Source organism: Aromatoleum evansii (genome assembly GCF_045689615.1).
Classification (GTDB): Bacteria; Pseudomonadota; Gammaproteobacteria; order Burkholderiales; family Rhodocyclaceae; genus Aromatoleum; species Aromatoleum evansii.
The window spans coordinates 2,728,753-2,752,039 of sequence record NZ_CP141259.1; the positions used below are offsets into that span (position 1 = coordinate 2,728,753).

Below are 23,287 nucleotides of genomic sequence, written 5' to 3' on the forward strand. Positions count from 1 at the left end.
CTCAAGCCCATAGCGCCTCGCCCCGCCTGAGCGGTCTCGCCTCGTTTCGCGGTTTCCTCCCTGAAGCTTTGTCCAACGCCTGCCCGTCCGGCCCGGGGCAGGCCATCGATCGTTGCGCGGGAGGGGCAGGCGTCGAACAACTCTAGACCGAAGCGGAAGTTCGGCTGATTCATTCCGATGAGAGCTTAGCGGGGAAAGCAGCCCTTTCCTCTATTGACCGCCTGGTGTCAACCGCGAAATGCGAAGATCAGGCGTAGCGACGAATACCTGCTACAGCAGAGGCTCTTGGCTTCCGCTTGGGTCGGATCTCAGAACGTGGGCGGCGTAGTCGTCATGTCTTCGTCCGGCGCGTCTGGATGCTCCGCTCCTGGCGTATCGAGGATCAGCAGGGAGATAGACATGTCATATCGATCGGAGAGGACCGCCATCTCGCGCACTGGCAGCTTCATGGGCCAGACGCCTTCGGGCTGTTCGACACCCGAGCGGTAGTCGGCCATTGAAACCGCTATGCCGGGATTCACGGCAAGAGAGTCGGAAGGAAGCTCCATGCCCTCTTGGAGCATGCCGAACGCGTATTTCTTCGCGCTGCCACTGGCCTTCCACCAGTGCAGCATTCCCTCGCGCCCCATGACCGCGACCGCTGCTTGGTCGGTAAACTCCAACCACTTGAGGATCGCAGCGGTGAGCGAGACTCCGTAGCGGTCAGCGCACTCGCCCAGAAGATCGAGAGTGATTCGACGCCCCCGCACCTGATGGGTGTAGTCGTCGATGGGCATGAGCAGATACGAGGCGAACTGATCCGCTTCGCGTTCGATCCTCGCGCCCGTAATTCCCAGGGTGGCGTTTTGGGAGCACTGGAACGCTTCCTTCAACTTGCGGTGCAGAACGTAGTGCCCGAACTCATGCGCCACCGTGAAATTGGAGCGGCCAGGCACGTCCGGGTGCGGGTGGTACAGCAGCGCCCAGACTTTTCTCTCCTTCAGCCAGAACAGTCCGCCCTCGAAGCCTTTCAGCTCTTCGGCGTGCAACTCCCCGATGGGAGCCTCCGGCGCTACGTTTCTGGACCACTCCTGTGCCAGCGCTCCGGCATTGATCGGAAACGTGAGGCCATGGACGGCGCGCCATAGCTGCGCCAGCTTGATCGCCTCGCGCGCGGGAGAGAGAGGCTCGATCAAGATCCGGCCTTCTTGTCGAGGACGTTGAGGATCTCCTGCAGTTGCTGCTTCACCCCGTTGTCCAGCGACTGGTATTTGCGGAAAAAGGCCTCGTCGGCCACGTCGATCGAGGGTTCGGCGACGTCATCGTTCATCAGGAACTCGGGCGTCACGCCTAGGACCTTCGCCACCTCGTGGATCCGGTCTGCGGAGGGGCGGGCCTTTTCCTTGTTTTCCAGTTCCCACACCGATGACTTGGACGCGCCGATCTGCTCGGCGAACTGCTCCAGAGTCAGGCCTGCCTTCTTCCGCAGTGCGCGGACCTTTTCACCCAATGTTGGCATCTAGTTCGGATTTCCGATAAAAAAAGTACTTGACTCCGGAAGTTCGGGAGTCCACACTTTTTATTGTGGTTCTTCCGAACTTAATGCGCAACCTCGATTTGGTAACACAGCCTGCCGGGGAGAGGCCACTGGGCGGAATGTCGCAACCAACCAATCCTGAAAGGGGATGACCATGAGCAAGATATTGAAGCCCGGCACGCCGGCACCGAGGTCCGGTCAGTACAAGAACCCGGGTACGGGGAATGAAGTGACCGGGGTGAAGGGCAAGCCCTTGCCCCCCACGCCGAGGCCGGGTCAAGGCTACACGCTGGTGGATCCCACCAAGCACAAGCGCTGAGCTGTGACGAGTCCAGGTGTAGCGGCAACAAAGAAGGACAACAACCTTAAGGAACCCCGTGATCCGCGAACCTGTGACTCTTCCCCAACGACCCCGCATCTCGACGCGGTCGTCCGCCCGTTTCTTCCACTTGGTGGATGCCATCGCCCGGGCCCACGAGCCAACGCCGACCCAGTTGGCGGCGCTGGAACGCTCATATAACAGCACCGGCGAATTTCTTTCGGCCTGCTCCGAGTTCCATGGCGATCTGATCCAGATCCATGCGCACGGCTCTCGCCAGCTGGGCACCATCGTGCGGCCACGGGATGGCTCACGGGAGGGCTTCGACATCGACTTGATCGCCCGGCTCACGCCAGAGGCTCGCCGCAAATACGAAGGCGACCGCGGTCCGGCCTTGCTGCTCGATCGTTTACACGGGGCGCTGTCTCGCTACGCCGAGGCGCACGGGCTGCAGTTGCATCGCTGGGAACGTTGCGCGACGCTTGAGTATGCAGAAGGCATGTGCGCCGACATCGCGCCTGTTATCGATGCGCCGCTGCTCGCGGCGCCGTTCGGAGACACGCATGGGCTCATCCCCGATCGCGAACTTCGGCGTTTCGACTCGACGAACCCGCGTGGCTACGCGAAGCACTTCGATCTGGCGGCCGCCATCTCTCCGAATTTCACGGCTGCTCTGAGGTTCTCGGAGGCGATGGACTCCGTGACGCGTGCGGACGTCACCCCTTTGCCGGACGCACAGGAGGTGTTCGACCGGCTCCTGTGCCGCTTGGTTCAGCTGTTGAAGCTGCATCGCAATGTGGGATTTGGCGTCGTGCAGGTCGGCCAGGACATGGCGCCGACGTCAGTCTTCCTGACAACGCTGGCTGCCATGGCCTACGCGGTGGAGGCGCCACAACCGCATGAAAGTCCCCTGGAACTGCTGCTCGATATCGTCGAGCGCATGCCGCTGCATTTCGAGCGCATCTCGCGGCCCGATGGCTCCGAACAATGGGTCTTGCCCAACCCGTCGGCGCCGAAGGACAACCTCGCAGCGAGCATGAATTCGCCAGCGCGGCAGGAGGCATTCTTTTTCTGGCACCGACGGCTGATCAGCGACCTGAAGCGCATCTTGCATGCGATCGAACACCATGAAGGTATGGACGTGCTGCTCAAGGCCCTGGAAGCCGCTTTCGGGCCCCGCAGCGCCGGAGCCATTCAGCAGGCCCAAGCAGAGCGCCAAAGCGTCAGCCGCGCTGCCGGCCGGGTGACGTTGATTTCTTCGGTGGCCGCTGCGCCGATCAGCGTCCCGGCGCGTTCGCACACCTATTTCGGGCGTTGATGACGCGCTATCCCACTACTCCGACCCCTACCTTGGCCCAGCGGGCATGGGAGCTACGCGCGTTGCCTCTCGACGGTGCGCGACTTGTGTTTTTCTCGGGCCGCGCCTTGCACTACCGGTTTCGCCTGGCGCCCAGCGAGTTCGGCCGGATCTATACGTGCGAACTTCGTTTGACGCCAGACGCCCGGCCACCGGAGATGTTCGTGCTGGATCCCGACTTGAAGACCCTGGCGGACGAAGAAGCACTGCCTCATATCTATCCCAGCAAGGGGTCAGGCACCAAGCTGTGTCTGTGGTGGCCCAAGCAGCGCGAATGGCTGCCGCAGATGAAGCTGTCGGAGACCTACATACCCTGGACTTCGGAATGGCTGGGGTACTTCGAGGACTGGCTCGCAACAGGCGCCTGGTCTGGCGGGGGTGAACATCCTCGCATGCGCGTGAAGCGCTGGGCATGAGGAATGTCGGTGGCTAAGGAGACCGCGACAACATAACAGGGAAATGAGATGAATGAAATCGACAAGAAGCAGGTTCAGCCGAGAATGCTGAACCTGTTGCGCGCCCGGACGCTGATCTACCGGCGCGCCAAGAACTACCAGGCTATCGGGCTGGTGATCTCGCTGGGGCTGCCGTTCGTGGGGCTCGCAGCAGCGGCGCTGTTTCCAGCGTCGAAGCCGTTCATCGCGCTCTTTGCCTTGACCTTCAGCTACTCGGAAGTGCTGTTCTTCGACCCCTGGCTCAGAACGCAACTCAAGACTGCTGCCAAGCTGCAGGAGGACTTCGATTGCACGTTGCTGGGAATGGACTGGAACGCATTTCTGGCCGGCAGTCGGGTCGACCCTGAACAAGTGTTCGAGGATGCCTGTAGAACACTCAGCGCGAAAGACGAGAAACGTCTGCTGGATTGGTACCCACTGACCGTCAATGCCCTGCCGCTTCACCTGGCCAGACTCGTGTGCCAGCGCACCAATATCTGGTACGACAGCGCGTTGAGAAAGCGCTACCGAATGGTTTTGCTGTTCGGTGCCGTTGCGCTCATGTTTTTTGTCGGAGTGGGCTCCCTGTGGATCGACACCACCATGACCTCGTTCGTCCTGTCGACGTTGGCCCCGATGACACCCGTGATGATCTGGGCACTGCGAGAGCGCAATCGGCACGCGGCGACTTGCGAATTGCTGGACCGCTTGAACGAGGATGTGAAAAAGCTCTTCGACAAGTCACGCGCAGGGGCAACGGAGCAAGAAATCAGCATGCGGTCGCGTGAGTTGCAGGATGCCATCTACAACCATCGCGTTTCCAGCCCGCTGATCTTCGACTGGATCTACAACCGACTGCGCAGCCGGATGGAGGAGCGCATGAATGCTGGCGCTCAGGAACTCGCCGACCAACTGCGAATGGCACCGGCGCCAATGGCCATGGCTGCAAAAGGGGATGAAAAATGAAGCTGATCCAGGACTTCAACACCTTCTTGGTCGACACGGTCAACCTCAACAGCACACGGTTTGGCCAGCTCGAAAACAGCATTGAGGCCATCAAGACCGCGGTGAGAGGGCTGGACTGGAAGCCCACGATCGTCGGATTCGCGGCACAAGGGTCGTGGGCGCACAAGACCATCATCAAACCTCTGTCCGGGGATCCGTTCGATGCAGACCTACTGGTATACGTGAAGCCCGTCACAGGCTGGGAAGCGAAAGACTACATCAACGAACTGTATGCCGAGATGGGAAAGCTCGGTTTGTACAAGGACAAGATCCGTCGGTACTCGCACTGCATCACCATCGAGTACGCCGGCGAGCGCAAGATCGACGTGGCGCCCTGCGTGAAGGAGCGTCTTCAGACGGGCGTCTGGGAGGTGTGTAACCGCAACACCAACTCTTTCGAGAAGTCCAACCCGCTGGATTACACGGACTGGCTGATCGAACGCAATGCCATCAGCGGGAGCAACAATTTTCGCAAGGCGACCCGCCTGCTGAAATATCTGCGGGACATCAAGACGAACTTCACTTGCCCGTCCTTTCTGCTGACGACGCTGTTAGGAATGCAGGTCTATGCATCGGACAAGGGGACTCCTGGTTTTGCCGATGTCCCCACGACACTGAAAACGCTGATCGACCGTCTTGACGACTGGCTGCAGGCGAACCCAGGCAAGCCGACGGTACGCAACCCCGTACTCTTCGAAGAAATTCAGAGCAACGCCTGGGACGACACGAAATACAGCAACTTCCGAGCGAAGGTCAACCTGTACCGCGGCTGGATCGATGACGCATATGACGAGCCGAACAAGGAGGAGAGCATCGGCAAGTGGCAGCGTGTCTTTGGTGACGACTTTGCGGTTCGAGAAGCTGAGGAAAGGGCGAGCAAGGTCAGCGAAGCGGCGCTGGCAGTGGTCAGGGGAACGCCGTTGTTGGAGGGCGTTGGCGACCTAGTCGCGCTGGTGAAAAAGATCGGCCGGGCGGCGTTGCCCAGCGGCTTTGATCGGCTGCCGCACATGCGCCGCCCCCGATGGCGCAACGTACCTGGTACTCGCCTGACCGTGAATGTCGGCGCGCAGTTGTGGACGGCGCGCTACGGACAGCACCTCCATACGCTTCGCAGCCTGGATCCTTCGACGCCTGGGTATTGGGTGCGTTTCAACGCCATCAACAATCAGGGGCTTCCGTTCCCGGATACCTACAAGGTCGAATGGCGTGTGACGAACACGGACGAAGTCGCACGTCGTGCCAATGCCCTTCGAGGCGACTACTACCGATCGGATGGTCCGGGGGTACGCTGGGAGCAGTTGTCATACCGCGGGGTTCACATGGTGGAGGCCTTCCTGATTCGCAAAACCGACGACGTCCTTCTTGGAAAAAGCGAGCCGTTCTATGTAGTCATCGAATAGTGGTGGTGGAGTGCGGTTGCGCGTGTTTGATGTCGTGTGTGGGCGTACGCAATGTCTGATCAGTGATCACTGCACCAAGCAGGGTACAACGGCAGAATGTCCGCAATCAGTCTGGAGCTGTCATGCCGGGTGGCAACTCGATGGCCGCTACTGGCCCGGCAACCAGTGATCACGATCATCCGTCCCGCGTGGTCACGTCGGCGGGCTGCTCGGTCAATATCTCTGGAATAGGCAGCTCGTCTATGCCACCTCGACGGCTTCTGCCGCGGCCGGTACATCATCACCAGCCATAGGTATGGCGCCGGGTCCTGTCTCATCCGATGCCGCGTCGGCATGAGCCGGCTCCCGATTCCGCAACACTCCCGGTAACCACGCCACGCCAGCCAGCGCCTGTTCGGCTCCGGACACGGCCGCTTCCTTCTTGAGCGCTTGCAGCGGGCTGGCCGCATTGGCCCCTGCCGCTTCGGTCACGACCTCCAGGATGCGCGCCTTCCAGACATGGTTGAAGTAGGTCGGCCCAGTGGCTCTCCACCACTTCGTCATGTCCAGTTCTCGGCGAGACTGGCGATCAGCGCCTTGTCGGCGGGGACGATCAGCACCGGGACGGGGTAGTTGTCCGCGATGTCGTTCCTGCTCACGAGTAGGGCCAGCGCTTCGAGGCGACGGCCACCGGCGCAGACTTCGTAGCGGCCGCGTGCGCCTTCCACGACCACGAGGTTTTGCAGTACTCCGCTTTCCTTGATCGAGGACGCGAGTTCGGCGATGCTCAGCTTCGGCGTGCTGCCGCCGGTGCGCGCCTGATAGTCCTCCGAGAGGACCAGCTTGTTGAAGGGAACGAAGGTACGGGGCGACGCCGCGATGATCGCGTCGACTTCGGCTTTGGAGAGTTTCACGAGGGCTCCTGAACGGTTGAAAGGGGCACGCCGATGGGCATGTCCATAGGTTCAGAATCTCACCCGCCCCCTGCCCTTCAAGCCTTCCGTCCTCGCGTCTTGAATCGAAGGGCCCGTCGCGCGTGATCTCGAAATGGCGCCGACAATCCGCCCGTTCCCGCTGGGTATCTCCGACGCCGCTCCCTATGCTGTGGTCCTCCCTTTAACGCGGCACAGGTCCTTCATGCGCTCCAGTTCCCAGCGACGACATCGCCGGTTGGCCGCTAGGCAACAGATCGTTGCCCTGGAACAGGCGCTGCAACAAGCACAGCACCTGCTCCACCAGGACGACCTCACCCCACTTTTGAACCGTCGCGGATTCCGGCGCGCCTGCGACCAATGGGCCGGCGGCGGTGTGAAGGACGCGTCGGCCTGCTGCGTGATGGTCGATTTGGACGGCTTCAAGGCAATCAACGACCGGCATGGCCATCCGGTGGGCGATGCCGCGCTGATTCATTTCGCCGCCACGCTGCGCCGCCATATGCGCCCGACCGACACCATCGCCCGGTTGGGCGGCGACGAGTTCGCCTTGATCCTCTCGAACTGCAGTGGGAGCGACGCACGAAAGATGCTGGAACGTCTGCGGGATGCGCTCGCCGTTACGCCGCTCCCGGCCTCTGGCAGCACCGTCTTCCTGCGGTTCTCCGCGGGCATTGCCGAGCGCCATGCCGACGAATCGCTGGCGCAGGCCTTGGAGCGCGCCGACGCCGCCTTGCTCGATGCGAAGCGGCAGGGCAAGGCGACGGTCATTCTGGGCGTTCGGCCCGCTCGGTCGGTGGACAGGGCAACTGCGAATGCGTGCGGTCAACAAATCACTTCAGCATGCACTCCAACCAACGCCGATACCCGGGAAGGCGATTGAGATTGGGGTCTTCGGCCGCGCGACCCACCAGATGCTGATGTAGTCGGCGCCCCCTCGTAGCCATGGTCGGGGCCAGCCTGATAGTTGGAGGTGCATCAGGGCTCGCCCTCGGCGTTCGCGCAGCGCTGGCCCATCCATCGCCATCCACAAGCTCCCCGCTCCGCTCGGCTTTTCGCAGGCAAATGGCGGTCCCGTGCGCAAAACGGCGCGCCGCGCGGCACACTGACCGTGCATCTGGCTTCGGCCAACGCGCGCCTTCGAGCGCTCCGATCCATTCGGCGTTGCGGTCGTCACCCGCCTTCAGAGTACCGGCAGCAACGACTTGCCGCCGCGAGTCCAGCATCAGGCTGAACCGCCTCGCGTCGCCGTAGCGGATCCATCGCGATCCGCTTGTCATTCCCACCTGGGGAGCATGTCTCCCCGGGTGGGGGGTGTGTTCCCGCATTCCATGGAGAACACACCGATGGCACGTCCTACCGCGCCTTCCCTGTGGCTGCCCGGCTTCGACCCGGACGGTCCTGTGCTTCCCGGCCTGCCTCCCGTGGCAAGGCCGACCTTTTCCTTTCCCATAGGCCGGCTCTCTTGCTCCGCCGATGAGGACGTTGCTCCGTCCGATCCAGGGACGAGCGAAACGTCGCCGGCGCCCATCGCCCCCAGGGCAAGCTGGCGCGTCGTCGGCAGCGTAGCGACGGCATCGCGTGTGGTCTGGCCCACCCTGGGTCGTGCCGACCTCGATGATCTGGGCGGCGCCGTAGCGAAATTCGAAGCCAATCTGGCGGCAATCGACCAGTTGCGGCAGATCGAAGCCGAGAACCGCCCAGCCAGCGCAGAGGAGCGCCAAGTCCTGCTGCGCTACACCGGCTGGGGCGGCCTGCCTGCCAGCTTCAACCTCGAAACCGAGGATCTCGCCTGGGCCGGACGCGCCCGTCGCCTGCAGGCGATGGTCGGTGCCGAGGACTACGAATCGGCGCGCGCCTCCGTCAACAACAGCCACTACACCGAGATCCACGTGATCGAGGCCATCTGGCAGGCGGTGGCACGCTTCGGCTTCACCGGCGGACGCATTCTGGAGCCCGCCGCCGGCATCGGCCATTTCATCGGCGCCATGCCGCGGGATATGGCCGCGCGCAGCAGCGTCACGGCCGTTGAGATCGACCGGGTTTCCGGCCGCATCCTCCAGGCGCTCTACGCGCCCGGCGGCGTGGACGTGCGGATTGCCCCTTTCGAGAAAACCGCCCTCCCCGACCACTGGTTCGACCTGGTGATCGGCAACGTCCCCTTCGGCAAGTACAAAGTCGCCGACGTGAGCAACCGGGCCTATGCCCGTTTCAGCATCCACAACTATTTCTTCGGCCGCGCCCTCGACCTGGTGCGCCCCGGCGGGCTGGTGTGCTTCATCACCAGCAGCCACACGCTGGATGCCCAGTACGACGCGGTGCGCGAGTACATTGCTGCCCAGGCTCACCTGCTGGGCGCCATCCGGCTCCCCAAGGGCACCTTCGCCGGGATCGCCGCCACCGATGTGCAGACCGACATCCTGTTCCTGCGCAAGCGGCAGCGGGCCGAGGCTGTCGATGCGGACTGGCTGAAGCTGGGGGCGGTGCCCGATAGTCTCCGGCATCCTCAGTGCTACGAGCGCTACCTGCCGATCAACGCCTGGTACGCCGAGCGTCCGCAGTTTTGCATCGGCCGTATCCGTCGCGAGAGCAACGGCTATGAGGAAGTGCCGGTCGCCGTGTTCGAGGGGAACCTGGAAGCGGCTCTGCAAGAGCGCATCGCCTTGCTGCCGGCCGGCGTCTACCACCCGATCGTCCATCAGGCTGCGCCCTTGCGGGTGGTGGTCTCGGCCGAAGCCGGCGCCCGGCCCGGCAGCTACCGTCTCCACCAGGGGCGGGTGCATCAGGTCGAAGCCGGCGAGATGGTCGATATCCATGACCGGCTCAACGCCACGCAGCGCGCCCGCATCACCGGGATGTGCGCCATTCGCGACCACGCCCGGGCGCTGCTCGACGCGCAACTGGCGGACGAGAGCGACGGCCGGCTGGGCCACCTGCGGGCTATGCTCAACGGGTCCTACGACCGCTACGTCGCGAAATACGGTTGCCTGTCCACCCGCGCCAACGCGCTGGCATTCCGGCGCGACCCCGACTATCCGCTGCTCCTGTCGCTGGAGCATTACGACGAGGAGTCCGAGACGGCCCGCAAGGCGGCGCTGTTTTCGCGGCGCACGCTCACCCGGGTGGTGGAGCCCAGTACGGCGGGCGAACCGGCCGAAGCGCTGGCCGCGTCCGTCCAGTGGCGCGGCCGGGTCGATCCGGCCTATATGGCCGGGCTGCTGGCCGCCCCCGAAGCGGCGGTGCTGGCGGCCTTGGCCGAGGCCGGCCACATTTTCCTCGACCCCGCCGACGGGCACTGGAAGACCGCCGACGACTACCTGTCAGGCAACGTGAAAGCGAAGCTCAAGCAGGCGGTACTCTCAGGAGAAGCCTACCGGCGCAACAGCGCCGCGCTGGAACAGGTGCAGCCCGCGGACCTGGAACCGGCAGCCATCGAGCCGCGTCTGGGCGCGGTGTGGATTCCGGCCCTCGATGTCGAGGCATTCATCCAGCAGGTCCTGGAACTCAAGGACTGCCATGTGGCGTATTCGGCCGAGGCCGGCGCCTGGTCGGTGAAGTACGGCGAGTGGGAAGCGCGGCAGAACGTGAAGGTAACGCAGGAATTCGGCACCTCACGCATGAACGCGATCGAACTGGTTCAGTGCGCGCTCAACGTCCAGGTGCCCACCGTCCGGGACCGCGATCCCCTGACCGACAAGTACTTCGTCAATCCCGACGAGACGCTGGCGGCCAGGGAGAAGCTGGGCCTGATCAAGGAGCGGTTCGCCGTCTGGGCCTTCGAGGACACCGGGCGCCGCGAGAAGCTGTGCCGCATCTACAACGACCTGTTCAATGCCACGCGGCCGCGCCGCTTCGACGGCTCGCACCTGAAGCTGCCAGGATTCTCCCGCTGCTTCGAGCTGCATCCGCACCAGTTGGATTCCGTGTGGCGCATCGTGCAGTCCGGCAACACCGGGCTTTTCCACGTGGTCGGCGCCGGCAAGACGGCGGTGTGCGTCATCGCCGGCATGGAGCTGCGCCGGCTGGGTTTCGTCAACAAGCCCTGCCATGTGGTCCCCAACCACATGCTGGCCCAGTACACGGCGGAGTTCGTCCGGCTCTATCCGAACGCGTCGGTGCTGATGGCGAGCAAGGAAGACCTGGAAGGCGACCGCCGGCGCGAGCTGGTGTCGCGCATCGCCACGGGCGGTTGGGACGCGGTAGTCATCACGCACTCGAGCTTCGAGCGCATCCGGATGTCACCGCAATTCAGCGAGCGATTCATCAAGGAGATCATCCATGAAATAGAGATGGCGGTACGCGCCGAGAAGAGCAACGACCGGTCCAACCGGATCGTCAAGCAACTCGAGGCGATGAAGAAGAGCTGGGCGGCGCGGCTGGAGAAGCTGCTGGCCGACCAGAAGAAGGACGAGCTGCTCAGTTGGGAACAGCTGGGCATCGACGCCCTGTTCGTGGACGAAGCCCACCTGCACAAGAACCTCTACCGGTTCACCAAGATGACGCGGGTGGCGGGTCTGCCGCTGACGAGTTCGGAGCGCGCCTTCGATTTGTTCCTGAAGACGCGCTACACGATGCAGCTCCATGGGCACGCGCAGCGCGGGGTGGTGTTCGCGACGGCGACGCCGGTGGCCAATACGATGGCCGAGATCCACACCATGATGCGGTACCTGCAGCCCAATCGGCTGGAGGCGCTCGGGCTGCAGCAGTTCGACGCCTGGGCCGCCACCTTCGGCGAGAGCGTCACGGCGCTGGAGATCGCGCCGGACGGCAGTGGCTACCGCATGCACACCCGCTTCGCGCGCTTCATCAACGTGCCCGAGCTGATGGCGGTGTTCGGCGAAGTGGCCGACATCCGCACAGCAGAGATGTTGGGCCTGCCGGTGCCAAAGCTGCGTGGCGGCAAGCCGCGCACCGTCGCCTGTCCCGCGAGCCCCGCGCTGAAGGCCTTCGTGCAGACTCTGGTGTTGCGGGCGGAAGCCATCCGCAACGGCGAGGTCGACCCGAAGGACGACAACATGCTGGCGATCACCACGGACGGCCGCAAGGCCGCGCTGGATTTCCGGTTGGTGGCGCCGCTGGCGCGCTTCGACGAAAACGGCAAGGTGGCCGCCTGCGTGCGGGAGGTTTACGCCATCTGGCAACGCACGGCGGACTTCCGCGGCAGCCAGCTGGTGTTCTGCGACCTGTCGTCCCCCAAGGGCGTCAAGGGGTTCAGCGTCTATGACGACCTGCGGGCGCGGCTCATCGCGGCCGGAATCCCCGACAAGGAGATCGCCTTCGTCCATGACGCCGAGACGGATGCCCAGAAGGCGGCGCTGTTCAAGGCAGTGCGCGAGGGCCGGGTGCGGATCCTGCTGGGCTCCACCGCCAAGATGGGCGTCGGCACCAACGTGCAGACGCGCCTGGTGGCCCTGCATCACCTCGATGCGCCGTGGCGTCCGTGCGACGTCGAACAGCGCGAGGGGCGCATCCTGCGCCAGGGCAACGAGTGCGAGGAGGTGGAGATTTTCCGGTATGTGACGGAAGGCAGTTTCGACAGCTACATGTGGCAAACGCTGGAGACCAAGGCGCGCTTCATCGCCCAGGTGATGAAGGGCGACCAAGGCATCCGGTCGCTGGAGGATGTGGAACTGGCGGCGCTGTCCTATGCCGAGGTGAAGGCGTTGGCGTCGGGCAATCCGCTGGTGATCGAGAAGGCCGGCGTGGACGCGGAGGTGGCCAAGCTCTCGACGCTGTTCTCGGTGTGGCGCAACCAGCGCTACGCCAACGAAAGCGAAGTGGGCCGGCTGCCGATGACGATCGAAGCGCTGGAGAAGAAGATCGCGCTGTACGCGCAGGATGCGGCCCGGATCGAGCCGCAGACCATGCAAGGCATCGCCATGGAGCTGGCGGGACGCAGGATCGTGGGCCCCGATGCGGTGGGCGAAGCGCTACGCGGGTTGGTGAAGGCCGCCAAGGAGGAAGTGCGCACGGCCAGCCGGATGATCGAACGGATCGTCGGCCGGTTTGGCGGCTTCGACCTCGGCATCCTCGCGGCCCGCGGCGAGGAGACGCCCAACCTCTATCTGGCAGGGCACTGCCTGTACAACGCCGAGCCCTATCAAACGGGTCCGGCGCTGGTGGCCGCCCTGTTGGCCGGGCTGGAATCGGTGGGCAAGCATCACACCGATGCCATAGCGCAGCTGGCGACCCGCCGCAAACGGCTGGAGGACCTGCGGCTGGAACTGGCCCGGCCCTTCGAGCACGAAGGCCGCCTGACCGACCTGCTGGTCCGGCAGCGCGAGTTGCTCAGGCAACTCGACCTGGACAAGGACGAAGCGGGCAGCGCCAGCGTCGATGCCGAAGAGGTGCGGCAAGCGGCGTAAGTCGAACTCACCCCCATGGCCGAACGGCTGTGGGGTTTTTTGTTTGGTGCAGGCGGCGATGTACCTATGACGCTTACCTGTGTGGGAATATGCGAGATTGGCCATTGCTTCAGGTGATGCAGGAGAATCAGGTGACTGCTTGGCAGATCGACAGGCTCGGTGCCTCGCCTGAACAGGCGGGGCCCGACGCTTCCGAGGTACCGCTGAAGTGGGCGCACGATGCCCGGACCGGCGAGCCGCGCTATATCCACGACGACGAGGTCGTCGAGCACAGATGCACCTGCGTCTGTCCTGCCTGCCAGTTGAACTTGACGCCGGTCATGCCCGGGCAACCAATGCGCGTCCGCCCCACGGCGCATTTCCGACACCCGCCAGGAGCCCAGAAGGATGCCTGCACCATCGTCGCTGCGCGCTTGGCCGCGACCCATCTTCTCCACGAACAGGGATTCATCGATCTCCCACGGCGAACCATGTCGCGGACCGCGACGGGATTCAGCGGCCGGGGTTACGAAGTTTGGGTCGAAGCGCCGGCCGAACGTGGAATGATCGGGAGTGCGCGGCTGCTAGACCACGCAACGGCGGAACTCACATTGGACGACGGCCGTACCCTGCTCATCGACCTCACCGGCAGACGGGATGCCGCCGACGGACCCGACGGGCGGGCCATGGTCACGATTTCGCTTTCGGACCCGGATCTTGCCATGCTCAGTCCCGAGGACATCCGTGCCCGCTTGCGAATCCTGCCCGACATCCGTTGGTGCTCCCATTGGCAGGATCGAACACTGGCCGCCCGGGGCGATGAAGAAGCGGCCCGGGCAGCGCACGACGCCCTGGATGACTGGGATGCGACCGACGAGGCCGATTTCCGGTTCCGCCTGACATCCGACATCGACGACGCGACGGCACAGCGCTGGCGACGCGAAACGCTGCTGCATCGGGAGGTCAAGGCCATCCTGGAGCGCGCGCGCCGGATCGCGACACCCGGACTCGAGGTTTCCGCCCGGCGCGAACCTCCCGACGAGTTCCTCGGCGAATGGGAGACCGACACGCTTCGCATGACCTGGTTTTCCCCGCCGAAAAAGCTGGAACTCACCGATGTGCAACTCGAGCAACGTCGGGGCCGAATCGTTCCGGATGTCATCGCCACGTTGGACGGAAGCAAGATCTCCACGGTAGGCATCACCGACACTTGGGTGAACGATGATTTCGAGGAAGAGATCGAGGACACGTTCAGCTCGCCCTGGCCATCCACCGTGCTTGTGGAGGTCACGGTCACCCATGGCATCGACGACGAGAAGTTGCAGCGCATTCGCCAACTCAACATCGCCACGCTGGAAATCGACTTGGGCAAACTCGGCGGGCGGCTGAACCGGGAAGCATTGAGCGATCTCGTAGTCAATCAGACGCTCGGCAAACGTTGGGTGCATCACCCGATCTTTTCGATCAAGCGACAGCGACTCGACGCAGCGCTCGATGCGCATCCCGTGACGCTCCGCTATAGGGAACGCCTGTTTGAATTGATGTGTCCCCGTTGGCTCGCCCTGCCCGTGTCCGACTGGACGGTCAGCTACCTGGAGGCCGTGACCACATTCCACGATGCCAACGTGCGGATCAGGAATGCCCGACGGCGACACCATGGCGACGGTCCGCAACCGACGCTCCTTGGCGTGCACAGCGATGAATGGGCGCAGATCATGGAAGCCGCATCGGCGTTGTCGGCTCATGGCCTGCCGGGAGCCGACGATCCCGTCCTGCTGGACGAGTCCGGCCTGATCGCTCGCCTTCTGTCGATTCAGCACAATAAAGGCGTCGGGTACGACGTACGCACCGGCTACCAGGTGCTCAATGCCATCATGCAAAGCGGGAAACACAACAAGCGCTGGGACTCGCTATACGCCATCGCCGTGAAGGCCTATGAACTCGAAACACACTTCACCGGAGAGCAAGCCAGCAAATACAAGGCGTGGCGTCAGACGCTCATCGACCGCATCGACGCTGGCGACGAGGCCTACCTGCGCCCAGCCACTTTCGACGCACTGCTCAGCGCCCTCTTCCCCAAGATGGCCGAGGGTATTGGCCGGGGTTACGGCCGCCTGACCGAGCAGACATAGAAGGCACGCCACCTCGGCAACGCAACGTCTCTGAAGTCCCGGCGCTTGCGGGTGGCAACCCGTGTCGCGGACTTGAGTCTCATTGATCCTGCCGCGATACTGCAGGAGCTTTCTGTGGACATCGCGTCTGCACAGCCTTCATCGGTGGCTTCGGCCACCCTGAAGTCCAGCTTTGCTGGCGTCGCAGTCGTTACCTGCCTAGTGGATCCCCGGCTTCGGTCGGGTCCGGCCATGTCTTTGGCCGAGTGTCCGGTTCAGCCGTCTGGCTGAACGCTGTGTCCCGCCGCGCGACCTTCGGGCCGCCCGGCATCGAGCGAAGGCCCCGTTCGCAAGAACCGTGGGCCTTCATCCTGTGCGTGCCGCCTGGCACGTCGCCGAGCCGCTCTGCCGTCCACGGCCGAGCATCCCGAACGGGGAACTCCGAGTTCCCCGCCAGGGAAGGGTGTTCCCTTTCATTTCCGAAGGAGAACACCATGTTCGCAATCCCCATCACCAGAGAGTCGCGCCCGGTCGCCGCGTTGCTGGGCGGTTCGGGCCATGCCCGCCCTGCCCCGCGCCCATCGGTCCTGCCGGCGTTGCTGAGGCCGCGGCCCGCCGCCCCCGGGCGGTCCGGCCGGGCTTCCGAATCGCGCGCGGCAGGCGGCTGATCATGTCGATCAGCCTCTACCGTCGGCGCATTGCCGCCACCGTGATCCAACTGGCCAAGGACGATCCGTCCCTGGTCAAGGAGGTGATCGCCCGCTTGCGAGAGTCGGGTGAGATCGAAGCCGATGATCTGGTCTACCTGGATCGGATCGCCGACCGTTGGATGAGAATTGCCGAGGTAAATGGCTGCAAGGCCGCGTCAGCGCATCCGCGTCAAGCGCGCGGGTAGCTTGATGCCCCTGGCTTTCGCCATAGCCACGGCGATCTTCTCCAATAGATCGGGACGTTCATCGTTCAGCGTATCGGTCCACCGGGTCAATGCCTGTTCGATGTCATCCCGTGTTCGCGCCCCGTCGAAGTCGAGACCGAGTTTCCGGTAGGCATCGATTTCGTCGGGCGTGAACCGTAGCGCGTCGCCTGCACGAAGCATCTGTGTGGGCCCTCATGGGATGTGAGCGTTCAGCTTAGCAGCGCCGCATGTCCTTGCAACCATCGGGGAGTCCACCGCCTCCCCGAACGGGGACAGGTGTTCCCTCTACTCGTCGTTGGAGAAAACACCATGTCCCTTGAGAAGCCCCGTCCTCGCTCCCGGCGCTCCAGCATCGAAACCGAGGAAGAACGTGCCTGGGTCGGCTTCTACCGGCGCGTCGGCCGTGATCCGGCCATCGCGACCGAAGTCATGGCCCAGCTCGAGTCCGATCCCGAAATGAAGCGCACCCACCTGGCGTTGTACCTGTGCTGCAAGGAATCCCTGCGCCGGCACAAGGCCCGCCAGGGACGCCACCAGCGGATCGGTCAGTTCGTCCGTCGACTGTGCCGCGGCTTATTCGTGCAGCCCTGGCGCAGTCTGCAGACGGGTCTGCGGCACGGTCGTGACGTCGCTGTCGAATGCTTGCCCGAAGTGACCAAGGAGCCGGCCGTGGCCCAGGTGCACCGCCTGGCCGAAGACGGCGAGTTCGCGACGGCACACGCGACATTCGAGCATCAGGCCACCGGGCCGGCGCCCGACCAGGCAACGGCGCTTGCCGAAACCAAGGCCGCACGCGCCGCCTGACTTGAGAAGCGCTGGGCCGTCGCCGGCCTGACCGGTGATGCGGCCCCTTCGCCGCATCCAGATCGACGAACGACCACGCCCGCTGTTCACCCAGCGGTGCGTGCGGTGTTCGCCCCCGCCCCCCCCACCCGTCCATGCCGACGAGCCTTCGCAAGGCGACGTCGCGCGACCCAGACATCCGCCCGGTCGATCGGCACCCGCCGATCGGCACCGGCATGCCAACTCATTCTCCGCAATGAAAGGAAGCCATTGATGATTACCGTCACCGCCATCCTGAACGCCATCGAAGCGCACGCCGAGTGCGCCATCGTCCCAGAGCTGCGCTGCATCAAGAAGGAGGTCATGCAACTGCGCCCGTCCCTGTGCCCGGATGACCAAGAGCACGCGGACGCCTTGCAGCTGAAATTGGACCGCCTGATCTCCGACCAGATCGTCGTCCCAGATGACGTAGTCGTTGAGCCAGGCTTCCAGCCGGCAATGCAGGCGGCCTGAATCACCGCGCCGCGTTACTCCAGCCGCCCTTCACCGCGGCGAACCACCCAATCCCGTGGGGCCCACACCCCGCGGGTGCCGGGTTCCACGCCATATCGAAAGGAACCCGACATGAACAAGGCGCGCATCGATGCCGAGCAGCAGCGCTACGTGATCGAATGCGGCGACGGCTACAGCTGCTTCGGCTTCGCCAATGCCCGCGATCACGCCAACCAGATCGCCCACAAGCTGGGCCGGTCCGACCTGGCGTTCGCAGAGGGCGACTATGCCACCCTCGCCGGCTACGAAAAGTACTGCAATGCCGTCCAGGCCTGGAGCCAATCTCCACTGACGCGCACGACCTACTTCGATCCCGGCACCGATGCGATGGCCGCCCGGGTCCTGGAGTCCTGCCGCACCCGTGAGCGCAAGGTGCGCCTGATCCTCGGCGACACCCGCACCGGCGAACCCTGGCTCGAAGAGCATGATGTCGTCGGCCAGATCGGCCGCTCAACCGGGAGCCTGAAGGTCCCCTTGCTGATTGAGGCCGGCGAATGCGGCGGCACCGCCATCCTGTGCGCCTGCCTCCTCGCCATCATCGACTGGGGATCGGGCGATTTCCTCTACCGTCACGCCGCGTACCGGGAAGCCGATTTGAGCATCCGGCCTTCGGACGATGCTGAACGGCCCTGGGATGTGCTGCGGCGCGATGAGGTCGTCGCGAGTTTCGGCGACATCGGCAAGGCCGGCGCCTACCTCGCTTTTATGCGCGGTGGCACGATCGAGCCGCGTCTCTTCCAGTGATGTCGACGACGCTTGTCGACTGGGCACCGTCTCCCCTGCTGCACAATCGGGGAGACGATGGCCCGCCGAAAGCACCCTACGCCGCCTGGCGGCACTGCGCGTATTCGCGGTCGATGAGCCAGTGCAGGAACCGGGTTTCCTGGGAGACGCCCCAGTAGTGCGCCTTGCACCGGGCAATGTAGGCATCCAGGTCGTCGAGCGTGCGGATGTCCACCGGCTCGATGTCGGTGATCTTCCGGAAGCGCTCGATCTCCCGGCGAGTCAGTCGAATCTGCGAGCCGAGGCGGATCATGGTCGTTCTGCAAGAAGGCTTGAGTCCTCATCTTGACCAAATCGTCCATGCTTGTCGCGGGTTTTGCGCCAGGGACGCAAGAAATTTGTCTGGCGCCAGTGGGCTGACATTCCAGTCGCACTGGAGTGCGATCCGGCGCTTTTTCGCGTCCCGTCTCGCCGCACGCTCTCGGTGAGCGGTCGCAGTCCACCACCCAAGCGCCATGCGCAAGCCCACCGGATTCCAGCCGGTTGAACATGGCATCCCCGCCTCTCCCTTGAGCCCATCCGCCCGATGCCGGAAACTGATCGGGCAATCATGCATTCCATCGTCGGATGGAATCCGGCCCCTGGCCGGCGTCGCAGTCGATACCTGCCTCATTCATCGTGCCGGCCAATGTCATCCATTCGTCCGCACATTCATCCCAAGCGGGGACCTCGTCCCCCTCGGGATCGGCGTTTCCGCTTTTCTTTCGTGGAGAACGCCATGAAACTCTCTGCTTTGTCCCGCGCCGATCTGGTCAGCGAATTGCTCTCGCCCCTGGTATGCGCATCGGGCGCCCCCCCCTTGCATGTCAGCGATGCCGTGGCCCCAATGGGCATGCTCGGCACTGCCGACACCGTCTTGGCCCATCGCCTGAACGTCGCCCGAGAACTGCTGCTGCGCGAGTTGCGTGAGCAGATGCGCAGCGGCCCGCTGATGACCTCGCCGCAAATCCTGCGCGACTGGCTGCGCCTGTACTGCGCGAAGCTGGAAAACGAAGTGTTCCTGGTCCTCTACCTGGACGCCCAACATCGCCTGATCGAGGCCGAGGAGCTGTTCCGCGGTACCCTGACCCAGACCACCGTTTATCCCAGGGAAGTGGTCAAGGGAGCGCTCGCCCGTAACGCCGCGGCACTCGCCGTCGCCCACAATCACCCCTCGGGGGAAGCTGAGCCGTCACGGGCCGATGAAATGCTGACCCAGACGTTGAAGTCGGCACTGAACCTGGTGGATGTGCGGGTCATCGACCATTTTGTCGTGGCCGGGGACCGCGTGATCTCGTTCGCGGAACGTGGGTTGATATAGCGCCATGCGCCGCCCGCATACCGCTCCGTGTCCGACCCTGAGCAGCACGCTCGCCTCCACAGTGGCGGGCTGCTTCCTCTGCCACGTGAAGGGGCCATCATGCCCGTGAAAACCCTTTCACATTGCCCCCTCTGCGCAGGCGACGGCGTGCTGTTGGGTACGCTGGGGCGCCTGCGCTGGTTCCGTTGTCGCGACTGCGGCATGAACTTCAGTCGTCAGACTGGCACGCGTCCCAAGACCAAGTCGACGTCTCATCAAGAGGAAGGAGAACCGCATGGAAACGCCCGCCGTGGCAAGCTTGCGAGCGCAGGCTGAATCGCTGGCCTCGTTATCGATCTCGCACCTGAGTCCAAGCACCCGCCTGAAACTGGCCGATGACGAGCTGTCGGTCAACGCTTACCCGACCGACTGCGGTGGCGTCATTTACGTCGGTGCCCCCTGTTACCGGATCCCGGCGGAAGCCGATTTGGCCGCGATCTTCACGGTCGCCGAGCAAGCCGGCATTGCCTGGCTGAAGTTCGACAGCGAAGCGGCCGTGATCGACGGTCTGCCGGTCTTTGACTTGCAGGAGCCCGAGGCATGAGTCGGCAATCCAGCGCTCACAATCGGGCCACACGATAGTGGCGGTGGCCGGACAAGTCCGGCCACCGCTATGCCAGCAGCGCTTTAAGCCGTTCCAAGCCCGACTTGATGTCATCGGCAAGGCGTAAGGCCTCCGGGGGGCCGCCTTCCGTTGCTTGCTGGGCCGCCCAGCTGCAAAACTCCGCCATCAAAGAAGCCTTTTCGCCGGTGATTTTCGACTGGCGAAGGCCATCCTCAATAAGGGGGATCAAGCCGGCTGCCGCGCGCAGCCTGTTCAATGCAGGCGTGGATTCGGGAATTTTCGACATGCAGGGATTTTAGCGGCGGTGTGCCCGACAAGCCACGGCAATCGACGGCGGCCAAACGGCGGATAGCTCCCTCATGTCGAAGGTCGCTCAAGCGAAGCCCGCCACCATAGCTGCTCGGCCGCCTTCGGGGCCGCTCGCATGTGGCAAGCGGCAGCACCAGCGACCGCCGGCATTCAGTATCCAACTACGCTCCGGTCGAGACTTCGTGCGGCTCCCTGTGTAGATCCATATCGATCACCGCATCCGCCATGGCGGTCAGTTCCGGCGTCTGGGACACGAAGAATTCCCGCTGATAACCGCCCAGCCGCAGCACCTCCCGCTTCATTGCCATGAACATACGCTTGCGCTCGGGGTCCAGCGGCCCATCGGCCTCGTCCGAGAACAGCGCACCATAGCGTCGCCCGGTATGCTGGGCGAGGTATAGCGCCACCGCCCGGATCAGGCACTCGTTGATCCAGACCCGTTCGCCGCCGCTCATGAGGCCGACGCTCTTGCTCTCGCCCGACTCGCCGTCATGCACCAGGATGTCGAAGCCCTCCTTCTGCTCGCCCTTTCCCGTCTCCACCAGCGTCTCGATCGACACCGTGAAGCGGGGACCGTAGCAGGCGAGCAGGAGGTCATTCGCGAGCGCCGACAAGGCCGGACCGGCATCATCGATGGCGAGCGCGATCAGCCCATCGTTGCTCATGCACTTGGCGAACAGGTTCCAGTTGCCCAACTCGGTTTCGACATGAGCAATGCGACTGGCCACCCGTGCCTGGCGGCCGACCAGGGCCGTTGCCTGCTGCATCAGGACACCCAGGGTTTCGGCATCCCGCACCGCGTTCAGGTGCGCCTGCTCGGCGGCGGTGACGGACTGTGCCGCCTGTTCCATCCTCGTCTGTGCATCGATCAGGCGCTGCTCGTCATAAGGTGCAGGCAAGGCCACCAGTGCCTGCTTGAGCCGGTCCAGCGTAGCGCGATAGTGTTTGGCCTGCTGTTCGTGCTGGTAGGCGATCGCCTGCCGTGTCGCGCCGATCTGCTGCCGCTCGGCCGCCTCCTCCGGCATCTCCACCGGCTGATCAGCCGCGACATCGGCGCCGAGCCCCGTCCCCAGTTCCGTCAACTCCTGGTCGATCTCGGCCAGCGTAGTCCCGGCCCGCGCCATTTCCCCGGCCTGGGCGGCCAGCAGCGCAAACTGCGAGGCACGCGCCCGGGCACACTCGGCCCGGTGCTCGGCCCGAGCCAATGCCTGCGGCGCGGCAGAGAGAGCTTCATGCTGTTCGCGCAAGGCGTCCAGTTCCTTCTGTACCGTCGACTTCTGGCGCCCCAGGCGCTGAATCGTCCCCTCAGCACTGGGAATCAGGGCCTGCGCTTCCCGCGCATCGTTCAGGAGCTTGCATTGCCCCTGCAGATCGGTACCCGCGCACGGCACCTCGCCGGTCAGCCCGAAGCGCCGCCCCAACTCCTCGGCCTTGAGCGCCACCTGCCCGGCCTCGCGCTCGATCCCGGACAATTTCTGCTGGGCCATCCGCTCCGCAGCCTGGCACTGGGTCAGGCGTTGAACGTGCTCCCGCCACGTTCCGACCTGTGCCGATCGTAGCGACAAGACTCGCTCTGCCAGAGGCAGACGGCGCTCCCCACGCCGCACGGCTTGCGCACCTGCCAGCAAGGTGAGGCACTGCCGGCGCTGGTTCTGCAAGACATGCCGGCGGTTGCGCTCCTGACCGACACGCTGGGCGATACGCTGCTCCAGCCGTTCCAGTCGCTGTTGCTCGCCCCGATCCTGTGCCAGCAGGGCTTCGATGGCTTCTTTGCCGGCCTGGATCACCGCCTGGCATTCGCCCTGAAGTTGTCGCCGGCGCGCTTCCACGCCTTGCGCCTGCTCTCGCTCGGCGATCAACTGGGCATGCTGGGTTCGCGCCGACTCCTGCTCGGCGTGGGCCGCCTGTCGGGTCGACAGGCTTTGCGCGACGCAAGCCTGGGCGCCGTCGAGGCGGCGCCGTTCGCCCTCGATCCGCTGCGCTTCCTCGTCCAGCGAGGCCTGTTCCTGCCGGATCGCCGCGAGACCCGTTTTGAGCAGACGCGCCGTCTCGGCCGCTTTCTGGCCGAGGGCCCGGATCTCCTCCTGCCCGAGCAGATCGGCCAGCAGGGTCTTGATCTCGGCATTGCGGTAGGTACTCAACTGCCGCTTGCCCTGTGCCGAGAACACCGAGGTGAAGAAGGTGTCGGCGCTGCCGCAAATGCTCTCGACGCAGCGGGTGTAGGTCTCCACCTTGCCGTCGGACACGGTGCCGTCGTCGAGCGCCATGGGTTTCCACGCACCATTGCAGGCGAGCACGAACAGGAAGGCTTCGGTCTTGCGCCGGCCGTTGAGGCGGACCACGACCTGCGAGCGGTAACTACGGCCGTCGTGCGCCCAGATCAGGTCTTTCTCGTTCTCGGGCAGACAGACGTGGTCGTAATAGGAGAACCCGCCCGGACCCGCCGCGCCGGCCCGTGAGGGCATCGTGAGATACGGGTGCATGTTGTCCATCACGGTGGTCTTGCCGCGCCCGTTGGCGCCGACGATGGCGACCAGGTCGGCGCCGTCGGCCAGTCGCTCGAAATCCAGGGTCAGGACATCGCGTCCCAGGCCATCGCGGATGCCGCGAAAGCCTTTAAGGGTGAGCGAAAGAGGTTGCATG

At 64.2% G+C, this 23,287-nt stretch carries 22 protein-coding genes; 14 read left to right on the forward strand and 8 right to left on the reverse strand.

Annotated elements, in window-relative coordinates; genetic code table 11:
- Positions 1 to 308 precede the first annotated feature (308 nt).
- Together U5817_RS12870 and U5817_RS12875 are read right to left on the reverse strand one after the other, a co-directional pair.
- On the reverse strand, positions 309 to 1,175 hold the full coding sequence (locus tag U5817_RS12870) for an ImmA/IrrE family metallo-endopeptidase (RefSeq protein ID WP_407277545.1): 867 nt from the start codon (positions 1,173 to 1,175) through the stop codon (positions 309 to 311).
- A complete protein-coding gene (locus U5817_RS12875; RefSeq protein ID WP_407277546.1) occupies positions 1,172 to 1,498 on the reverse strand; it encodes a helix-turn-helix domain-containing protein in 327 nt (108 codons plus the stop codon). The genes U5817_RS12870 and U5817_RS12875 overlap by 4 nt, the downstream gene beginning before the upstream one ends.
- A gap of 172 nt (positions 1,499 to 1,670) precedes the next feature.
- On the opposite strand from U5817_RS12875, the gene U5817_RS12880 reads away from it, so the two are divergent.
- The 5 genes from U5817_RS12880 (at position 1,671) to U5817_RS12900 (ending at position 6,031) form a co-directional block, all read left to right on the forward strand.
- Positions 1,671 to 1,835 (forward strand): hypothetical protein, encoded by a 165-nt coding sequence (locus tag U5817_RS12880; protein WP_012806116.1) that lies wholly within the window; start codon positions 1,671 to 1,673, stop codon positions 1,833 to 1,835.
- A 58-nt stretch (positions 1,836 to 1,893) separates the two neighbouring features.
- The gene (locus tag U5817_RS12885) at positions 1,894 to 3,153 is read left to right on the forward strand and encodes a nucleotidyltransferase (RefSeq protein WP_407277547.1); all 1,260 of its coding nucleotides are present in this window, start codon (positions 1,894 to 1,896) and stop codon (positions 3,151 to 3,153) included.
- Positions 3,154 to 3,356: 203 nt separating this feature from the next.
- Complete coding sequence (locus U5817_RS12890) at positions 3,357 to 3,608, forward strand: hypothetical protein (protein WP_407277548.1); 252 nt, start codon at positions 3,357 to 3,359, stop codon at positions 3,606 to 3,608.
- 48 nt (positions 3,609 to 3,656) lie between these two features.
- Positions 3,657 to 4,592, forward strand: coding sequence for an S-4TM family putative pore-forming effector (locus tag U5817_RS12895; protein ID WP_407277549.1), 936 nt, complete (start codon positions 3,657 to 3,659; stop codon positions 4,590 to 4,592).
- A complete protein-coding gene (locus tag U5817_RS12900; protein ID WP_407277550.1) occupies positions 4,589 to 6,031 on the forward strand; it encodes an SMODS domain-containing nucleotidyltransferase in 1,443 nt (480 codons plus the stop codon). The genes U5817_RS12895 and U5817_RS12900 overlap by 4 nt, the downstream gene beginning before the upstream one ends.
- A 240-nt stretch (positions 6,032 to 6,271) precedes the next feature.
- Here the strand turns inward: U5817_RS12900 and U5817_RS12905 are convergent, their stop codons facing one another.
- Positions 6,272 to 6,574, reverse strand: a complete 303-nt coding sequence (locus U5817_RS12905) for a hypothetical protein (protein ID WP_407277551.1) — start codon at positions 6,572 to 6,574, stop codon at positions 6,272 to 6,274.
- Entirely contained in the window at positions 6,571 to 6,924 is a 354-nt protein-coding gene (locus U5817_RS12910; RefSeq protein WP_407277552.1) for a ParB/Srx family N-terminal domain-containing protein, read from the reverse strand. The genes U5817_RS12905 and U5817_RS12910 overlap by 4 nt, the downstream gene beginning before the upstream one ends.
- A gap of 223 nt (positions 6,925 to 7,147) precedes the next feature.
- Here U5817_RS12910 and U5817_RS12915 point away from each other — a divergent pair, with 223 nt between their 5' ends.
- The 4 genes from U5817_RS12915 to U5817_RS12930 all read left to right on the forward strand — a co-directional run bounded on the left by U5817_RS12915 (position 7,148) and on the right by U5817_RS12930 (position 16,292).
- Complete coding sequence (locus U5817_RS12915; protein WP_407277553.1) at positions 7,148 to 7,825, forward strand: GGDEF domain-containing protein; 678 nt, start codon at positions 7,148 to 7,150, stop codon at positions 7,823 to 7,825.
- Positions 7,826 to 8,525: 700 nt separating this feature from the next.
- Complete coding sequence (locus U5817_RS12920) at positions 8,526 to 13,307, forward strand: Eco57I restriction-modification methylase domain-containing protein (RefSeq protein WP_407277554.1); 4,782 nt, start codon at positions 8,526 to 8,528, stop codon at positions 13,305 to 13,307.
- A gap of 131 nt (positions 13,308 to 13,438) precedes the next feature.
- Positions 13,439 to 15,418 carry a hypothetical protein gene (locus U5817_RS12925; RefSeq protein WP_407277555.1) on the forward strand — a complete coding sequence of 660 codons (1,980 nt, stop codon included), beginning with the start codon at positions 13,439 to 13,441 and terminating at the stop codon, positions 15,416 to 15,418.
- Positions 15,419 to 16,067: 649 nt separating this feature from the next.
- Positions 16,068 to 16,292, forward strand: a complete 225-nt coding sequence (locus U5817_RS12930) for a hypothetical protein (RefSeq protein WP_407277556.1) — start codon at positions 16,068 to 16,070, stop codon at positions 16,290 to 16,292.
- On the opposite strand, the gene U5817_RS12935 is transcribed toward U5817_RS12930, so the two are convergent.
- Positions 16,263 to 16,493 (reverse strand): hypothetical protein, encoded by a 231-nt coding sequence (locus tag U5817_RS12935; protein ID WP_407277557.1) that lies wholly within the window; start codon positions 16,491 to 16,493, stop codon positions 16,263 to 16,265. The two genes, U5817_RS12930 and U5817_RS12935, sit on opposite strands and share 30 nt — an antisense overlap.
- Before the next feature lie 129 nt (positions 16,494 to 16,622).
- Here U5817_RS12935 and U5817_RS12940 point away from each other — a divergent pair, with 129 nt between their 5' ends.
- The 3 genes from U5817_RS12940 to U5817_RS12950 all read left to right on the forward strand — a co-directional run bounded on the left by U5817_RS12940 (position 16,623) and on the right by U5817_RS12950 (position 18,392).
- Positions 16,623 to 17,117, forward strand: a complete 495-nt coding sequence (locus tag U5817_RS12940) for a hypothetical protein (RefSeq protein WP_407277558.1) — start codon at positions 16,623 to 16,625, stop codon at positions 17,115 to 17,117.
- 252 nt (positions 17,118 to 17,369) lie between these two features.
- The gene (locus tag U5817_RS12945) at positions 17,370 to 17,609 is read left to right on the forward strand and encodes a hypothetical protein (RefSeq protein WP_407277560.1); all 240 of its coding nucleotides are present in this window, start codon (positions 17,370 to 17,372) and stop codon (positions 17,607 to 17,609) included.
- A 111-nt stretch (positions 17,610 to 17,720) separates the two neighbouring features.
- Entirely contained in the window at positions 17,721 to 18,392 is a 672-nt protein-coding gene (locus tag U5817_RS12950; protein ID WP_407277561.1) for a hypothetical protein, read from the forward strand.
- 76 nt (positions 18,393 to 18,468) lie between these two features.
- Here the strand turns inward: U5817_RS12950 and U5817_RS12955 are convergent, their stop codons facing one another.
- On the reverse strand, positions 18,469 to 18,684 hold the full coding sequence (locus tag U5817_RS12955; RefSeq protein ID WP_407277562.1) for a hypothetical protein: 216 nt from the start codon (positions 18,682 to 18,684) through the stop codon (positions 18,469 to 18,471).
- Positions 18,685 to 19,149: 465 nt separating this feature from the next.
- Between U5817_RS12955 and radC the strand changes: the two genes are divergently transcribed.
- Together radC and U5817_RS12965 are read left to right on the forward strand one after the other, a co-directional pair.
- Positions 19,150 to 19,731 carry a DNA repair protein RadC gene (radC, locus tag U5817_RS12960; RefSeq protein WP_407277563.1) on the forward strand — a complete coding sequence of 194 codons (582 nt, stop codon included), beginning with the start codon at positions 19,150 to 19,152 and terminating at the stop codon, positions 19,729 to 19,731.
- A gap of 274 nt (positions 19,732 to 20,005) precedes the next feature.
- Positions 20,006 to 20,314 carry a hypothetical protein gene (locus tag U5817_RS12965; protein WP_407277564.1) on the forward strand — a complete coding sequence of 103 codons (309 nt, stop codon included), beginning with the start codon at positions 20,006 to 20,008 and terminating at the stop codon, positions 20,312 to 20,314.
- 67 nt (positions 20,315 to 20,381) lie between these two features.
- Here the strand turns inward: U5817_RS12965 and U5817_RS12970 are convergent, their stop codons facing one another.
- Both U5817_RS12970 and U5817_RS12975 read right to left on the reverse strand, forming a co-directional pair.
- On the reverse strand, positions 20,382 to 20,621 hold the full coding sequence (locus tag U5817_RS12970) for a hypothetical protein (RefSeq protein WP_407277565.1): 240 nt from the start codon (positions 20,619 to 20,621) through the stop codon (positions 20,382 to 20,384).
- 184 nt (positions 20,622 to 20,805) lie between these two features.
- On the reverse strand, positions 20,806 to 23,286 hold the full coding sequence (locus U5817_RS12975) for a DNA repair protein (protein ID WP_407277566.1): 2,481 nt from the start codon (positions 23,284 to 23,286) through the stop codon (positions 20,806 to 20,808).
- Position 23,287: the final 1 nt, after the last annotated feature.

Bases quoted from the DNA above. Each gene is read 5' to 3' on its own strand.
- U5817_RS12875 (WP_407277546.1), bottom strand. From the start codon at position 1,498: ATGCCAACATTGGGTGAAAAGGTCCGCGCACTGCGGAAGAAGGCAGGC.
- U5817_RS12880 (WP_012806116.1), top strand. From the start codon at position 1,671: ATGAGCAAGATATTGAAGCCCGGCACGCCGGCACCGAGGTCCGGTCAG.
- U5817_RS12895 (WP_407277549.1), top strand. From the start codon at position 3,657: ATGAATGAAATCGACAAGAAGCAGGTTCAGCCGAGAATGCTGAACCTG.
- U5817_RS12900 (WP_407277550.1), top strand. From the start codon at position 4,589: ATGAAGCTGATCCAGGACTTCAACACCTTCTTGGTCGACACGGTCAAC.
- U5817_RS12905 (WP_407277551.1), bottom strand. From the start codon at position 6,574: ATGACGAAGTGGTGGAGAGCCACTGGGCCGACCTACTTCAACCATGTC.
- U5817_RS12915 (WP_407277553.1), top strand. From the start codon at position 7,148: ATGCGCTCCAGTTCCCAGCGACGACATCGCCGGTTGGCCGCTAGGCAA.
- U5817_RS12930 (WP_407277556.1), top strand. From the start codon at position 16,068: ATGTCGATCAGCCTCTACCGTCGGCGCATTGCCGCCACCGTGATCCAA.
- U5817_RS12935 (WP_407277557.1), bottom strand. From the start codon at position 16,493: ATGCTTCGTGCAGGCGACGCGCTACGGTTCACGCCCGACGAAATCGAT.
- U5817_RS12940 (WP_407277558.1), top strand. From the start codon at position 16,623: ATGTCCCTTGAGAAGCCCCGTCCTCGCTCCCGGCGCTCCAGCATCGAA.
- U5817_RS12945 (WP_407277560.1), top strand. From the start codon at position 17,370: ATGATTACCGTCACCGCCATCCTGAACGCCATCGAAGCGCACGCCGAG.
- U5817_RS12950 (WP_407277561.1), top strand. From the start codon at position 17,721: ATGAACAAGGCGCGCATCGATGCCGAGCAGCAGCGCTACGTGATCGAA.
- U5817_RS12955 (WP_407277562.1), bottom strand. From the start codon at position 18,684: ATGATCCGCCTCGGCTCGCAGATTCGACTGACTCGCCGGGAGATCGAG.
- radC (WP_407277563.1), top strand. From the start codon at position 19,150: ATGAAACTCTCTGCTTTGTCCCGCGCCGATCTGGTCAGCGAATTGCTC.
- U5817_RS12965 (WP_407277564.1), top strand. From the start codon at position 20,006: ATGGAAACGCCCGCCGTGGCAAGCTTGCGAGCGCAGGCTGAATCGCTG.
- U5817_RS12970 (WP_407277565.1), bottom strand. From the start codon at position 20,621: ATGTCGAAAATTCCCGAATCCACGCCTGCATTGAACAGGCTGCGCGCG.
- U5817_RS12975 (WP_407277566.1), bottom strand. From the start codon at position 23,286: ATGCAACCTCTTTCGCTCACCCTTAAAGGCTTTCGCGGCATCCGCGAT.